The following is a 15,871-nucleotide window of genomic DNA, read 5'->3' on the forward strand; positions in this document are numbered from 1 at the left end:
CGATTAAGTAGGGGATACTATGCTTAATCGTATTTTTTTATACACCAGCTTAGGAGGAAGAACCGCTTAAGCTGTTTTAAATAAGGAGGGAACTTCATAATGACTGAGGAAAAAATTTATGACGTTATTATTGCCGGAGCTGGTCCTGCAGGGATGACAGCAGCCGTTTATACATCCCGTGCAAACCTTTCCACACTCATGATCGAGCGGGGGATGCCGGGCGGGCAGATGGCCAATACAGAGGAAGTCGAAAACTATCCTGGTTTTGAAAGTATTTTAGGGCCGGATCTTTCGACAAAAATGTTTGAACATGCGAAAAAATTTGGCGCTGAATATGCTTATGGCGATATTAAAGGAATTGAAGATCACGGTGACTATAAAGTCGTGACTGCTGGTTCTAAACAATATAAAGCTTATTCTATTATTATTTCAACAGGTGCCGAGTATAAGAAAATCGGTGTTCCAGGTGAGCAGGAATTAGGCGGACGCGGCGTCTCTTACTGCGCGGTATGTGACGGGGCCTTTTTCAAAGGGAAAGAGCTTTATGTTATCGGAGGAGGAGACTCAGCTGTAGAGGAAGGTGTATATTTAACCCGTTTTGCTTCAAAAGTTACAATTGTACATCGTCGTGATCAGCTTCGTGCTCAAAAAATTCTGCAAGACCGTGCCTTTGCAAATGAGAAAGTTGACTTTATCTGGAATCATACTGTGAAGTCCATTAACGGGAAAGACGGGAAGGTAGGAAGTATTACCCTCGTATCTACGCAAAATGGCGAAGAACAAGAGCTTCCGGCAGATGGTGTTTTCATTTATATTGGTATGGTACCGTTGACAAAGCCTTTTGGAGCTTTAGGAATTACAAATGAAAATGGTTATATTGAAACCAATGAAACAATGGAAACGAAAATACCTGGCATCTTTGCTGCAGGTGACGTCCGTGAAAAAACACTGCGCCAAATTGTAACGGCAACAGGTGACGGAAGTATTGCCGCACAAACAGCACAGCATTATGTAGAAGAATTAAAAGAGGAAATAAAATTAAAAAAATAAAATTAATTCTTTTATCATTTAACTGTAACAGTTGTGAAATAAAGATAAGGTATGATAAAAGAAATTGACCCCCTTTAATTTTATATACTTTTAAATGCGCAGGACCAGCCTGTGCTATTTTTTTTGGATGTTTTTACTTTCTTAATTCATTGTGACTGTTTGTTAAAAATAGTATAATAAATAGACTAAAATTTATCATGGAATATAAGTGCACATAGCACTCGTAAAGAGGGTGAAAAGAATGCAGCGGGTTACCAATTGTGTGTTGGCAAAAGATAATAAAGTTTTGTTGCTGCAAAAACCGCGCCGTGGATGGTGGGTAGCGCCAGGCGGGAAGATGGAGCCGGGTGAATCAGTCCGCGATTCGTGTATCAGAGAATTTCGTGAGGAAACAGGAATATATTTAAAAAACCCCCAGTTAAAAGGGATTTTTACCATGATCATGAAAGAAGGAGATCAGCTTCTTTCAGAATGGATGATGTTTACATTTGTGGCGACAGAATCTGATGGCATTGACCTTGATGAATCCGAAGAAGGAAAGCTTGCATGGCATCCGTTTGACGATATCAAAGATCTGCCGATGGCCTCCGGTGATCACCATATTATTGATTACATGATTCATGGAAAAGGAATCATCTATGGCACTTTTACCTATACAAAAGAATTTAAACTAATCAGTTACCGATTAGATCCCAGCTAATGGAGGAGTTTTTAAAATGAGTACCGGTTCGACAAGTGATGTTCAAATTGTGATAATTACTGGAATGTCCGGCGCTGGAAAAACGGTTGCCATCCAAAGCTTTGAAGATTTAGGTTTTTTCTGTGTTGACAATTTGCCTCCTACATTGCTTCCTAAGTTTCTGGAACTAATGAAAGATTCAGGGAATAAAATGAATAAAGTGGCCCTTGTAATGGATTTAAGGGGCCGCGAATTTTTTGACAGTCTTTTTAAATCATTGGATGAATTGGGGGAGACATCTTGGGTGACACCCAGCATCCTTTTTTTAGATGCGGATGACTCCACATTGGTCCGCAGGTACAAAGAAACCAGAAGATCCCATCCACTTGCAAAATCAGGTCTTCCGCTTGAAGGGATTACACTGGAGCGGGAGCTTTTAGAGGAATTAAAGGGAAGAGCTCAGATAATTTACAACACTTCCCAGATGAAACCTCGGGAATTACGTGAGAAGATAGTAACGGAATTTAGTGCAAATAAACAATCTATTTTTACCGTCAATGTCGTGTCATTTGGATTTAAATATGGAATCCCTATCGATGCTGACCTTGTTTTTGATGTGCGATTTTTACCAAACCCGCATTATATAGACCATATGCGTCCGAAAACAGGTCTGGATGAAGATGTCTCCAGTTATGTTCTAAAATGGAATGAAACACAAAAGTTTCTGGATAAGGTGACAGATTTGCTGGGGTTTATGCTGCCTCATTATAAGCGTGAAGGGAAAGCCCAGCTTGTCATCGCGATTGGCTGTACCGGGGGACAGCATCGTTCAGTTGCATTAGCTGAATACATCGGAAAGTTCTTCCAAGGTGATTATAAAACTGTTGTTTCCCATCGTGACATTGAGAGGAGAAAGGAAAAAACAACATGAGTGATTATGATCAGCCGCGAATTGTTGTCATTGGCGGGGGGACTGGTCTGCCTGTTTTGCTTAGAGGCTTAAAGCAGTTCCCTGTAGAAATTACCGCGATTGTGACCGTGGCCGATGATGGCGGCAGTTCAGGCAGAATCCGGGAGGACCTCAATATTCCTCCTCCCGGCGATATACGTAATGTGCTGGCAGCATTATCTGATGTAGAACCACTGGTTGAGGAAATGTTTCAGCATCGTTTTAAAACATCGAATGAACTTTCAGGACATTCCCTTGGCAACTTAATTTTAGCTGCCATGACTTCCATTACCGGCAATTTTGTTTATGCTATTCAGGAAATGAGCAAGGTGTTAAATGTAAGGGGTAAAGTGCTGCCGGCCGCTAATCAGAGTGTGATTCTGCATGCAGAAATGGATGATGGCACAATTGTGTCTGGAGAATCCAAAATCCCTTATTCCGGGAAGAAAATAAAACGGGTATTTTTGACGCCGGAAAATATCCGCCCATTACCTGAAACACTTCAGGCTATTCGCCAAGCGGACTTAATTATCCTGGGCCCAGGCAGCTTATATACGAGTATATTGCCAAATTTGCTTGTGCCAAAGCTTGGGGATGAGGTTTGCAGCTCAAAGGCGAAAAAGGTATATATCTGCAACTTAATGACACAGGCAGGGGAGACGCACGGCTTTACTGCCAGCGACCATATCAAAGCATTTTACGATCATATGAATCGTGTTTTTATTGATACGATTTTGGTAAATGACAGGGAAATTCCACAGGATGTAAAGCTCCGCTATAAAGAAGAACTGGCAAGTCCGGTACAATATGATATGCCGCAATTATTTGAACTTGGGCTTGAAGTCGTCCATGCCGATATTGCCAATCTCGAAAATGGTGCCCTAAGGCATGATCCCAAAAAAGTGGCAAAAATTTTATATAATTTGTTGGTGAATGAAACCAAAAAACGATATGAAGCGTAAATAAGATATCATGTTTGAAAATGTGATGGTGAAAGCTGTTTAAATGGAGGTGGGGGAAATGTCTTTCGCTTCGGAAACGAAAAAGGAATTAACTAATCTGGAAGTGAAAAGCTGCTGTATTCTTGCGGAATTGTCTGCTCTTATCCGCATGAATGGCTCCCTTTCCTTTTCCAATCGCGGGGTAGTGGTCGATATTCAGACTGAAAATGCCGCGATTGCCAGAAGAATCTATACATTATTGAAAAAACGGTATGACGTACAGGTTGAATTGCTAGTACGAAAAAAAATGCGCTTGAAAAAGAATAATGTTTACATTGTTCGTCTCTCACATCAGGCAAAGGAAATTCTTACGGATACGAAAATCATTGGGGAAGGTTTTACGTTTATTCATGATATCTCTCCAGAGCTGGTAAAAAAGAAATGCTGCAAACGATCATACTTGCGGGGCGCCTTTTTAGCCGGCGGCTCGGTGAATAACCCGGAAACGTCATCTTATCATTTGGAAATAGCTTCTCTTTACAAGGAACATAATGATTCTTTATGTGAACTGATGAATACATTCTCGTTAAACAGCAAAACGCTGGAGCGGAAAAAGGGCTATATTACGTACTTAAAAGAAGCGGAGAAAATTACCGAGTTTTTGAACATCATCGGTGCACATAATGCCTTGCTCCGTTTTGAGGATGTCAGAATAGTCAGAGATATGAGGAATTCTGTTAACCGTCTGGTAAACTGTGAAACCGCTAACTTAAATAAAACGATTGGCGCCTCCATCAGACAGGTAGAAAATATCCGCTTTATTGATCAAACAGTCGGTTTGCAGATATTGCCTGAAAAACTAAGAGAAATTGCAGAGCTCCGCCTCCAATATACGGATGTAACATTAAAGGAGCTGGGGGAAATGGTGTCAGGCGGTACTATCAGCAAATCGGGTATTAATCATCGTCTAAGGAAAATTGACGAGATTGCCGAAAAGCTCCGCGGAGGAAGTTTACCACTGAAAAAATAGTCAAATTATCTTTGTGAAAAAATAAACATAGAAGAAATACGGGGAGGAATTATAGATGTTGGAAAAACAAGTAGAAGTAAAATTGAAAACAGGTTTGCAGGCTAGGCCCGCAGCGCTTTTTGTTCAAGAGGCAAACCGATTCTCTGCGGATATTTTCCTAGAGAAGGATGGAAAAAAAGTGAACGCTAAAAGTATCATGGGGTTAATGAGCCTGGCGGTAGGAGCGGGTATTGAAATTACCATTATTACAGATGGTGATGATGAAGAAACTGCAATGAATACGCTAATTGATTTCATTGAACAAGAACACCACCATTAATTTAAATTTTAAAAAGTATCAGGGTTTGGCCAGTGGGACCAGACCTTTTTTATATAAAAAAACAACCGGCTCTAAAAAGCCGATTGTTTTAAAGAAACCCGCCTGAGGGATACTGTCAGAGTATCTCCTTATTTTTCTGACTTTTTGTCAGTAACGTTACGGGTAATAATATTGTCGATTAATCCATATTCTTTTGCTTTTTCAGCAGTCATGAAATTATCGCGGTCTGTATCACGCTGGATTACTTCAAGCGGCTGGCCTGAACGTTCGGCTAAAATGCCGTTTAATTTTTCACGAAGGAAAAGAATGCGTTTGGCAGCAATTTCAATTTCTGTTGCCTGTCCTTGTGCACCGCCAAGAGGCTGGTGAATCATGACTTCAGCATTTGGAAGAGCATAACGTTTTCCTGGTGCACCAGCTGTTAGTAAGAAAGCTCCCATAGATGCCGCCATACCAATACATACAGTGGATACGTCTGGACGAATATATTGCATTGTATCATAAATCGCCATTCCGGCTGTGATGCTTCCGCCTGGGCTGTTGATATAAAGTGTAATGTCCTTTTCTGGGTTTTCTGCTTCTAGGAATAACAATTGTGCAACAATGCTGTTTGACACATTGTCATCGATGGCACTTCCGAGCATAATAATCCGGTCTTTTAATAGACGTGAATAAATGTCATAGGCTCTTTCACCACGATTTGTTTGTTCGATTACTGTAGGAATCAAATTCATTTTTTTCTCCTCCTTTGAATGAAAAGGCTAAAAACTATGTACTGTTATCATACACTAATGGTCAATTAAGGTCAAACAAATCGCCTTTAATTTTGTTCGACAACTTCCTCTCTCAAGGATATCCAATTCTCGTGAATTTTAAAACTATTTTTCCTCTTGCAAAGTGTCGAGAAATGACATATAATATGTGAGTCGCTACATTTAGCCCTCGTGGTGTAACGGATAACACGCAAGATTCCGGTTCTTGAACTGTGGGTTCGATTCCTGCCGAGGGCGTTATAAAAGCCTCCTGATCTATTACGACAGGAGGTTTTTATTTTGTCAGCATCTCCATACATAAATCTTCAAAATTAATAATTCCTCCAATTCAGATTTTTGCATACACCAAACCGCTTATTTCATGTAAAATAGACATAAGGGGGGAAAGCGATGAATTTAAAAGCTGGGTTATGGCAGCAGCAAACTCTTAAACTTGCAATGACTCAAGAGCTGACTCAAGCAATTGCCCTATTGCAATATTCAGCTCAAGAATTAAGTGAGTTTTTAGAAAATAAAGCGCTTGAAAATCCTTTAATGCAAATTGAGAATGTTAATGTACAGCCGATGAATCCCCTAATTGACCGAAATCGTAAAAAGCATCAGAAGATGGAGAAGGATTGGATTGAACAAATTGCAGCAAAGCGATTTTCACTTGAAGAGCAGTTAATTTCGCAGCTGAATATAAAATCATTATCTGGTGAACAGTTACGCGTGATTCGCCATTTAATTCAACATTTAGATGAAAACGGTTACCTAGCGGACGACTTGGGTGAGATCGCGTTAAAACTAAAAGTACCAAGGGAGTTTACGGAAGACTGCCTGCGGGTGATTCAAATGCTTGAGCCAGTTGGTATTGGAGCAAGAAATCTTCAGGAGTGTTTATTGATACAATTAGAATATGAGTATCCCGAAAATTATGAACTAGCCAAGGAAATTCTTACAGATTATTTTGTCCCATTTGCGGAAAAGAAGTGGAAGCAGATCGCAAAGGCTCTAAATATATCACTTAAAGAAATTCAACATGTTTTTGATGAGATACAGGCTTTAAACCCTAAACCTTGTGCAAGGCTTGGGTATGAAACCTCGGCTTACATTATTCCTGATGCGGTTGTTGAACAAACACCTGAGGGTTTGACCGTCCGGATGTTTGATGATATCCTTCCTAAAATAACGTTTAACCAACAATATTTTCAAAAATTTAAGGACAAGGACCAGCAGGTAAGCCGATTTTTGAAGGATAAGGTTCAAGATTATCAGTGGATTCTTAAAAGTATTGAGCAGCGAAGAGAAACCTTGACAAGGGTCGTAACCAAGATTGTCGAAAAGCAGACCGCTTTTTTTCAAAAAGGGCCCGAAAGTTTAGTACCCATGACAATGAAGGAAATTGCATCGGAGCTTAATATTCATGAATCAACGGTAAGCCGGGCTGTTCGTGAAAAGTATGTACAGACACCGCTGGGGACCTTTACATTAAAATCGTTTTTCACCAGTACGATTCAAACCGTAGCTGGTGATGACAATACTTCCTCATCCCAGGTTAAAAATGCAATTAGTAAACTAATTGATAATGAAAATAAAGAAAAGCCTTTGTCTGATCAAGATATCGCCGAACACCTTAAAATGGCAGAAGGAATTGTCGTTTCACGACGTACCATTGCAAAATACCGCGGCCAGCTTGGAATCCCGTCCTCTAGCAAACGAAAAAGATTTAATTGAAGAAGGGAAATGATTGATATGCAGGATCCTAATATTACTATTTATACAAGAAACCACTGCCCATTATGTGACAAGGCAAAGACGGTGCTGCTTGAACTAAAAGAAGAATATGAATTTCATTTAGTGGAAGTGGATATTGAACAAAGCGATGAACTAACGGAGCGCTATGGGTTAATGATTCCGGTTGTTTACATTAACGGAGAAGAAGCTGCTTATGGTTCCGTAAATAAATATGAAATAAGTAATCGTTTGCAAAAAAATAGGGAATCTAATTGATTGAAATAAGTTTTCACACCTGCTACAATATAAACCGTAGCAAGGGTGAATTTTTTTTGCAGCAGGTGGGACACAATATGTCTAGGGTGGACATTTTTTGACCAACTACATATAATAAAGGAGTCGCTGGTTATGCAGTCTTTTATCGATATTGCCAAAAGATTATTACCAGATTTTCTGCCAGTTCTGCAAAAAAGATATTCCATCCTTCGTTCAATAGGATTTATGCAGCCGGTAGGGCGCAGAAGTTTAGCAGTCAGCCTTAATTTAACGGAACGAATCCTTCGTAGTGAAGTAGAATTCCTCAAAGAGCAAAATCTTATTACAGCAAATACTGCGGGTATGAGTTTGACTCAAGAAGGAAGAAATTTGCTGGAGGATTTAGAAGGCTCTATGCGTGAAGTAAAGGGAATTGATGTACAGGAATTAGAGCTTAAACATCGCCTGGGAATTAAAAAAGTTATCATTGTTCCTGGGAATGGTGACCAATCCCCATTTGTAAAACGAGAGCTTGGTAAAGCGTCAGCATCTTGCATGAAAAGGCTTTTTCAAGGGGAAAATATCATCGCGGTAACCGGCGGATCAACGATGGCTGCTGTCGCGGATCAACTAACTCCGGAATCTGGTGATAAGAAATTATTGTTTGTTCCAGCCCGCGGCGGAGTAGGTGAAGATCTGCAAAATCAAGCAAACACCATTTGTGCGATTATGGCGGCTAACACCCGCACGAAGCATCGTGTGTTTTATGCACCCGACCAGGTGAGTACAGAAATTTATCAGTCCCTTATCAAAGAGCCTGAAATACACGAAAATTTAAAGCTTATACAATCTGCTAACATGGTTCTTCACGGGATTGGGGATGCTATGACAATGGCCGAACGGCGAAAAAGCAGTCCAGAATTATTGAAGAAGCTGGAAGATGCAAAAGCTGTTGGCGAAGCTTTTGGATATTATTTTAATGAAGAAGGCGAAATTGTTCATAAACTGCAGACCATTGGCATTCAGCTGAAAGATCTTGAAGGCATCCCAAATGTACTGGCGATTGCCGGGGGAGCCTCAAAAGCAAAGGCAATTAAAGCCTATATGAAGAAAGCTCCTGCATCCACCATTCTTATCACAGATGAGGGTGCAGCAGAATTATTACTTAAAGGGTAGTTTTTTTAAACTAAAATAAATGCTTTACCCAAATTAAGGAGGAAATTTTCATGACAGTTAAAGTTGGAATTAATGGATTTGGACGTATTGGCCGTAACGTATTTCGTGCAGCATTAAATAATAATAATGTGGAAATCGTAGCAATCAACGATTTAACAGATGCAAACATGCTTGCCCATCTTTTGAAATATGACACTGTTCACGGAACTCTTTCTGAAGATGTAACCGTTGATGGCGAATACTTAGTTGTTGGCGGACATAAAGTGAAAGTTCTAGCTGAACGCGATCCTGCACAACTTGGCTGGGGAGAGCTTGGTGTTGAAGTGGTTGTAGAATCAACAGGCCGTTTCACAAAACGCGAAGATGCAGCTAAACACCTAGAAGCAGGTGCAAAGAAAGTTGTTATTTCTGCTCCAGCAACAAACGAAGATATTACGATCGTTATGGGCGTTAACCAAGAAAAATATGATCCAGCAAACCATCATGTCATTTCTAATGCCTCTTGTACTACAAACTGTTTAGCACCGTTTGCTAAAGTATTAAATGATACATTTGGAATCAAACGCGGTATGATGACAACTGTTCACTCTTATACAAATGATCAGCAAATCCTTGACTTGCCGCATAAGGATTACCGTCGTGCCCGTGCTGCTGCAGAAAACATGATTCCAACTACAACTGGTGCAGCAAAAGCGGTTGCTCTTGTATTACCTGAGTTAAAAGGTAAATTAAATGGTATGGCAATGCGTGTACCAACACCAAACGTTTCAATTGTCGACCTTGTTGCTGAATTAGAAAAAGATGTTACTGTTGAAGAAGTAAACAGTGCATTAAAAACTGCTGCAGAAGGCGAATTAAAAGGAATTCTTGATTATACCGAACTTCCATTAGTATCACGTGACTTTAACGGAAAAACTGTTTCTTCTACTATTGATGCTCTTTCAACAATGGTTCTTGAAGGAAACATGGTAAAAGTACTTTCTTGGTATGATAATGAAGTTGGTTATTCTAACCGTGTTGTTGACCTTGTTGATTACCTTGCACAAAGAGGACTTTAATCTTTAGTTTTTAGCTTTAGCGCCTAGCCAGTTTTCATCTCTGGAAATGTTCCCTCGGGTATCTTGCTCAAAGCGATCGCTCTGAGCAGCTCGAGGTCAAATAACCTTTTGCCAGCCTAAAAGCTGTTAAAATGAAGAAAACTGCTAAGAACATTATCGCAGGAATGAGCTGTGCTTGTTGCGAAGGAGCTTTAAGCTTTTAATGGTTAAGAATGGAATTTTCATCTTAAACTGTTATAATATTTAATGGTATTCCATGGGGAGCGGGGAGTGTGGTTTTACGAGCCCCGCTCTTTTTTATGTTGTTTTGCGAGAATAGATGCTTGACCAAAAAGCCAATACATAGGAGGTCCTTTTAATGAACAAGAAAACGTTGAAAGATGTCGATGTAAAAGGAAAACGCGTTTTTTGCCGGGTAGACTTCAATGTACCAATGCAGGAAGGAAAAATCACTGATGAGACGCGGATCCGCGCTGCATTGCCAACCATTCAGTATTTAATTGAGCAGGGGGCAAAAGTTATCTTAGCAAGCCACTTAGGCCGCCCAAAAGGTAAAGTGGTAGAAGAAATGCGCTTAACACCGGTTGCTGCCAGACTTTCTGAACTGCTTGGCAAAGAGGTGAAAAAAGCAGATGAGGCTTTTGGAGATTCTGTAAAAGCATTGATTGACACCATGCAGGAAGGTGATGTTCTTCTTCTTGAAAATGTTCGTTTTTATCCTGGAGAAGAAAAGAATGATCCGGAACTTGCTCAATCCTTTGCAGAGCTTGCTGATCTCTATGTGAACGATGCATTTGGTGCCGCACACCGCGCACATGCTTCTACTGAGGGAATTGCCCATCATCTGCCGGCAGTCAGCGGCTTTTTAATGGAAAAAGAGCTGGATGTTCTTGGTAAAGCTCTTTCTAATCCTGAACGTCCTTTTACGGCAATTATCGGTGGTGCTAAGGTAAAAGATAAAATCGGTGTCATTGAAAATCTGCTTGAATTAGTGGACAACCTTATTATCGGCGGAGGACTTGCTTATACATTTGTGAAAGCTCAAGGTTTTGAAATTGGTAAATCACTTCTTGAGGAAGACAAAATTGAGCTTGCAAAATCATTTATGGAAAAAGCAAAAGCAAAGGGCGTAAACTTCTATATGCCGGTTGATGTGGTGGTAGCGGATGATTTTTCCGAAAATGCCAACACTAACGTGGTAAGTATTAAAGAGATTCCAGCAGACTGGGAAGCCCTTGATATCGGCCCTAAAACAGCGGCTGTCTATCGTGATGTTATCGAAAAATCAAAACTTGTCATCTGGAATGGACCAATGGGTGTTTTTGAAATAGACAAATTTGCTCAAGGAACAAAGGCAGTTGCCCAGGCATTGGCAGATGCAAAGGATACTTATTCAGTCATAGGCGGCGGTGATTCTGCTGCAGCGGTTGAAAAATTTGGTTTAGCGGATAAAATGAGCCACATCTCAACCGGCGGCGGAGCTTCTCTTGAATTTATGGAAGGAAAAGCATTGCCGGGTGTTGTGGCCTTAAACGACAAGTAACAAGAGTCCAAACACAAAAGCTTGGCGGTATTATCAATTTTAATAAATGAAGGCGGTGTGAGCAGAGCTAAGTTCTACAAATTTGGAGTAATTTATTGAAACGCTAAATAAGCTTCTCGAATTTTGATGCGACGCTCCGCCCCTCATCAATATAGAAAGGGATGTCCAGAATGCGTAAACCGATTATTGCAGGTAACTGGAAAATGCATAAAACACTTTCTGAAGCAAAAAGCTTTGCCGAGGAAGTAAAAAGCCTTGTACCAGCTCCAGAACAAGTTGATTCTGTCATCTGTGCACCAGCATTATTTTTACAAACCCTTGTAGAATCAGCAAAAGGAACGAATGTAAAAATTGGTGCACAAAACATGCACTTTGAAGAAAGCGGTGCTTTTACAGGAGAAATCAGTCCAAAGGCATTAGAAGATCTTGGTGTAGATTATGTCATCATTGGCCACTCTGAACGCCGGGAAATGTTTAATGAAACAGATGAAACAGTCAATAAAAAGGTATTAGCTGCATTTAAATATCATTTAAGCCCAATCGTTTGCTGTGGTGAAACATTGGAACAGCGTGAAAACGGCGAAACAATGGATTTTATCGCCGGCCAGATCGAGAAGGCATTAGCAGGCTTAACCGATGAGCAAGTAAAACAAACCGTTATTGCTTATGAGCCAATCTGGGCCATTGGAACAGGAAAATCTTCTACTGCAAAAGATGCCAATGAAGTATGTGCCCATATTCGTCAAACCATTGCTAAGCAATTTTCAGAAGATACAGCACAGGCAGTCCGTATTCAATATGGCGGCAGCGTTAAGCCGGGAAATATTAAAGAATATATGGCTGAACCTGATATTGACGGTGCTTTAGTCGGCGGAGCAAGCCTTGAGGCACAATCATTTTTACAATTATTGGAGGCGGGCAAAAATGAGTAAAGCTCCAGTAGCCCTTATCATCTTAGATGGTTTCGGATGCCGCAATGAAACAAAAGGAAATGCTGTTGCACATGCGAAGAAACCAAACTTTGACCGTTTTTGGAGCACCTATCCGCATTCCCATTTAACTGCAAGCGGTGAGGCTGTTGGTCTTCCGGAAGGACAGATGGGTAACTCTGAAGTCGGCCACTTGAATATCGGGGCCGGACGGATTGTCTATCAAAGCTTAACGAGAGTGAACATTGCAATCCGCGAACATGAATTTGAGAAAAATGAAACCTTCCTTGGCGCGATGGAACATGTGAAAAAACATGGTACAAGCCTTCATTTATTTGGTTTGTTGTCTGATGGCGGGGTTCACAGCCATATTAACCATATGTTTGCACTCTTAAAGCTTGCCAAAGAGAGTGGTGTTGAAAAGGTTTATATTCACGCTTTCCTTGACGGACGTGATGTAGGACCGCAAACAGCACCAACATATATTCAGGAAGCTCTGGACAAAATGAAAGAGTATGGGATCGGTGAATTTGCCACCATCTCAGGACGTTACTATTCTATGGACCGTGACAAGCGCTGGGAACGTGTAGAAAAATCATACCGTTCGATGGTGTACGGAGAAGGACCGACTTACAAAAATCCATTAGAGCTTGTAGAGGATTCTTATTCCCACGGAATTTATGATGAATTCGTGATTCCATCTGTAATGGTGAAAGAAGATGGACAGCCTGTAGCAACTATTCAAGATAATGATGCTGTGATTTTCTATAATTTCCGTCCGGACCGGGCCATTCAAATTTCAAATACCTTTACGAATGAGGACTTCCGCTCATTTGACAGAGGACCAAAACATCCGAAACATCTTTATTTCGTATGTTTAACTCATTTCAGTGAATCAGTTGATGGTTATGTTGCTTTCAAACCAGCAAATCTTGATAATACTTTGGGTGAAGTGTTGTCGCAAAATAATCTGAAGCAATTGCGCATTGCCGAGACAGAAAAATATCCGCACGTTACCTTCTTTATGAGCGGCGGCCGGGAAGCAAAATTCCCTGGCGAAGAGCGGATTTTAATCAATTCGCCGAAGGTAGCAACCTATGACTTGAAACCAGAAATGAGCGTTTATGAAGTAACAGATGCACTGGTAAAGGAAATTCAAGCAGACCATTTCGATGCCATTATTTTAAACTTTGCCAATCCTGATATGGTAGGCCACTCTGGTAAGCTTGAGCCTACGGTTAAAGCGATTGAAGCAGTAGACGAATGTTTAGGAAAAGTCGTCGATTTAATTTTGGAAAAAGGCGGCGCAGCCATTATTACTGCAGACCATGGGAATGCTGACGAAGTCGTTACACTTGAAGGTAATCCAATGACCGCGCATACGACAAACCCTGTACCAGTCATTGTTACCAAGCAAGGTGCAGAATTACGTGACGGCGGAATCCTTGGTGATTTAGCCCCAACTATGCTTGATTTATTAAATGTTAAGAAACCTGCAGAAATGACAGGAACGTCCATAATAAAGTAAACTCTTAATTGGTGAAAAAATTTAACTTATTTTTAAGGAGAGAATAGACATGCCATTTATTACTGAAGTTTATGCTCGTGAAGTATTGGATTCCCGCGGTAATCCAACAGTAGAAGTAGAAGTTTATACTGAATCCGGTGCATTCGGCCGCGCATTAGTTCCAAGCGGTGCTTCAACAGGTGAATACGAAGCTGTTGAACTACGCGACGGTGACAAGAGCCGCTTCCTTGGAAAAGGTGTTCTAAAGGCTGTAGAAAATGTTAACGATATTATTGCTCCAATGTTAATCAGCGAAGAATTCAGCGTTCTTGATCAAGTTGGTGTTGACCAAGCATTAATCGAGTTAGACGGTACAGAAAACAAAGGTAAGTTAGGCGCAAACGCCATCCTTGGTGTTTCTATGGCTGTTGCACGTGCAGCAGCTGATTATCTTGGTGTTCCATTATACCAATACCTTGGCGGATTCAACTCTAAGCAGCTTCCAGTGCCAATGATGAACATCGTAAACGGCGGGGAACATGCTGACAACAACGTCGATATTCAAGAATTCATGATCATGCCTGTAGGTGCTCCAAGCTTTAAAGAAGCACTTCGCATGGGCGCAGAAATTTTCCATACTTTAAAAACAGTTCTTAAAGGCAAAGGCCTTAATACAGCTGTTGGTGACGAAGGCGGCTTTGCTCCAAACTTAGGATCAAACGAAGAAGCTCTTCAAACCATTGTAGAAGCAATTGAAAAAGCCGGCTACAAGCCTGGTGAAGAAGTAATGCTTGCAATGGATGCTGCATCTTCTGAGTTCTTCAATAAAGAAGACGGCAAATATCATCTTGCTGGTGAAGGTGTTGTCAAAACTTCCGAAGAAATGGTTGCATGGTACGAAGAACTTGTTTCAAAATACCCAATCATCTCTATCGAAGATGGTCTTGATGAAAATGACTGGGAAGGCCACAAGCTTTTAACTGAGCGTCTTGGCGGTAAAGTACAATTAGTCGGTGACGACCTATTCGTAACCAATACTAAGAAGCTTGCTGAAGGTATTGAAAAAGGTATTGCCAACTCAATTCTAATCAAAGTAAACCAAATTGGTACACTTACAGAAACTTTTGATGCCATTGAAATGGCTAAGCGCGCTGGCTACACTGCTGTTGTTTCTCACCGTTCTGGTGAAACAGAAGACAGCACCATTGCTGATATCGCTGTAGCAACTAATGCTGGCCAAATCAAAACTGGTGCACCATCCCGTACCGATCGTATTGCAAAATACAATCAACTGCTTCGCATTGAAGATTTACTAGGCGAAACAGCACAATTCAATGGAATTAAATCTTTCTATAATTTAAATAAATAATTATAGATAGGATTATAAAGGCATCCATGAAAAAGTGGATGCCTTTTGAAGGTCTGCTGAAGTTTACGGCCTTGCCGGCAGAGTCCCAATAATCTATTGTGAAATGGGAATTTATATGGTAAATTTATTATACTGTGTATTGTACGTCTACAGGAGGTGGCCTTCATGCATACATTATTAGTTATATTATTAGTTATTGTAAGTATTGCACTAATTGCTGTAGTATTACTTCAATCAGGCAAAAGCGCTGGTCTATCCGGTGCCATTTCCGGTGGTGCAGAAACTTTATTTGGTAAACAAAAAGCACGGGGAATTGATTTAATTCTTCATCGGATTACGGTCGTATTATCCATTCTTTTCTTCTTGCTTGCACTTGCTGTTACTTACTTCAAAATCTAATAACAACGATTAAAACCCGGCTGTTAAGCCGGGTTTTTTGTTAAGAGAATAATTTTCCCTTAAGCTTTTTTCTGGAATGTTAACTATTGCTTTGCTTAAACTAAAAAGAATAGCAGTATTTTTTTCGCTTAACGGGCAGTTGGAATGATGAAGTCAATAGATTAATTCTAGGATTGAC

The 15,871-nt window shown here is 40.5% G+C and carries 15 protein-coding genes, 1 tRNA gene and 1 pseudogene; 16 read left to right on the top strand and 1 reads right to left on the bottom strand.

Annotated features, from left to right (window positions below):
- The first annotated feature begins 99 nt into the window (after positions 1-99).
- The 6 genes from trxB to M3183_RS05065 all read left to right on the top strand — a co-directional run bounded on the left by trxB (position 100) and on the right by M3183_RS05065 (position 4,968).
- Complete coding sequence (gene trxB / locus M3183_RS05040; protein WP_251467134.1) at positions 100-1,050, top strand: thioredoxin-disulfide reductase; 951 nt, start codon at positions 100-102, stop codon at positions 1,048-1,050.
- Positions 1,051-1,291: 241 nt separating this feature from the next.
- Positions 1,292-1,750, top strand: a complete 459-nt coding sequence (locus tag M3183_RS05045) for an 8-oxo-dGTP diphosphatase (RefSeq protein ID WP_251467138.1) — start codon at positions 1,292-1,294, stop codon at positions 1,748-1,750.
- A gap of 16 nt (positions 1,751-1,766) precedes the next feature.
- Positions 1,767-2,660: an RNase adapter RapZ gene (rapZ, locus tag M3183_RS05050; protein ID WP_251467140.1), complete on the top strand. Its 894-nt coding sequence runs from the start codon at positions 1,767-1,769 to the stop codon at positions 2,658-2,660.
- The gene (locus tag M3183_RS05055; RefSeq protein WP_251467142.1) at positions 2,657-3,640 is read left to right on the top strand and encodes a gluconeogenesis factor YvcK family protein; all 984 of its coding nucleotides are present in this window, start codon (positions 2,657-2,659) and stop codon (positions 3,638-3,640) included. The genes rapZ and M3183_RS05055 overlap by 4 nt, the downstream gene beginning before the upstream one ends.
- Before the next feature lie 58 nt (positions 3,641-3,698).
- Positions 3,699-4,649, top strand: coding sequence for a DNA-binding protein WhiA (gene whiA / locus M3183_RS05060; protein WP_251467144.1), 951 nt, complete (start codon positions 3,699-3,701; stop codon positions 4,647-4,649).
- 55 nt (positions 4,650-4,704) lie between these two features.
- Entirely contained in the window at positions 4,705-4,968 is a 264-nt protein-coding gene (locus tag M3183_RS05065) for an HPr family phosphocarrier protein (RefSeq protein WP_251467147.1), read from the top strand.
- 128 nt (positions 4,969-5,096) lie between these two features.
- On the opposite strand, the pseudogene clpP reads toward M3183_RS05065, so the two are convergent.
- Positions 5,097-5,705: pseudogene (gene clpP, locus M3183_RS05070) on the bottom strand (ATP-dependent Clp endopeptidase proteolytic subunit ClpP); the annotation flags it as partial.
- Positions 5,706-5,906: 201 nt separating this feature from the next.
- Between clpP and M3183_RS05075 the strand changes: the two are divergent.
- The 10 genes from M3183_RS05075 (at position 5,907) to secG (ending at position 15,693) form a co-directional block, all read left to right on the top strand.
- Positions 5,907-5,978: transfer RNA gene (locus tag M3183_RS05075), tRNA-Arg, on the top strand.
- Between the two features lie 153 nt (positions 5,979-6,131).
- Positions 6,132-7,457: an RNA polymerase factor sigma-54 gene (rpoN, locus tag M3183_RS05080; protein ID WP_251467151.1), complete on the top strand. Its 1,326-nt coding sequence runs from the start codon at positions 6,132-6,134 to the stop codon at positions 7,455-7,457.
- 18 nt (positions 7,458-7,475) lie between these two features.
- Positions 7,476-7,733 carry a glutaredoxin family protein gene (locus M3183_RS05085; RefSeq protein ID WP_251467444.1) on the top strand — a complete coding sequence of 86 codons (258 nt, stop codon included), beginning with the start codon at positions 7,476-7,478 and terminating at the stop codon, positions 7,731-7,733.
- Between the two features lie 132 nt (positions 7,734-7,865).
- Positions 7,866-8,888: a sugar-binding transcriptional regulator gene (locus M3183_RS05090; RefSeq protein ID WP_251467154.1), complete on the top strand. Its 1,023-nt coding sequence runs from the start codon at positions 7,866-7,868 to the stop codon at positions 8,886-8,888.
- 50 nt (positions 8,889-8,938) lie between these two features.
- Positions 8,939-9,946: a type I glyceraldehyde-3-phosphate dehydrogenase gene (gap, locus tag M3183_RS05095; protein WP_251467158.1), complete on the top strand. Its 1,008-nt coding sequence runs from the start codon at positions 8,939-8,941 to the stop codon at positions 9,944-9,946.
- A gap of 358 nt (positions 9,947-10,304) precedes the next feature.
- Complete coding sequence (locus tag M3183_RS05100; protein ID WP_251467162.1) at positions 10,305-11,489, top strand: phosphoglycerate kinase; 1,185 nt, start codon at positions 10,305-10,307, stop codon at positions 11,487-11,489.
- A 170-nt stretch (positions 11,490-11,659) separates the two neighbouring features.
- Positions 11,660-12,421 (top strand): triose-phosphate isomerase, encoded by a 762-nt coding sequence (gene tpiA, locus M3183_RS05105; RefSeq protein ID WP_251467164.1) that lies wholly within the window; start codon positions 11,660-11,662, stop codon positions 12,419-12,421.
- A complete protein-coding gene (gene gpmI, locus M3183_RS05110) occupies positions 12,414-13,946 on the top strand; it encodes a 2,3-bisphosphoglycerate-independent phosphoglycerate mutase (protein WP_251467167.1) in 1,533 nt (510 codons plus the stop codon). Before tpiA ends, gpmI begins: the two co-directional genes overlap by 8 nt.
- A 49-nt stretch (positions 13,947-13,995) precedes the next feature.
- Positions 13,996-15,294: a phosphopyruvate hydratase gene (gene eno, locus M3183_RS05115; protein ID WP_251467170.1), complete on the top strand. Its 1,299-nt coding sequence runs from the start codon at positions 13,996-13,998 to the stop codon at positions 15,292-15,294.
- 165 nt (positions 15,295-15,459) lie between these two features.
- Entirely contained in the window at positions 15,460-15,693 is a 234-nt protein-coding gene (gene secG / locus M3183_RS05120; protein ID WP_251467172.1) for a preprotein translocase subunit SecG, read from the top strand.
- Positions 15,694-15,871: the final 178 nt, after the last annotated feature.

The sequence above is a fragment of the Neobacillus mesonae genome (genome assembly GCF_023715155.1).
GTDB classification, from domain to species: Bacteria; Bacillota; Bacilli; order Bacillales; family Cytobacillaceae; genus Neobacillus; species Neobacillus mesonae_A.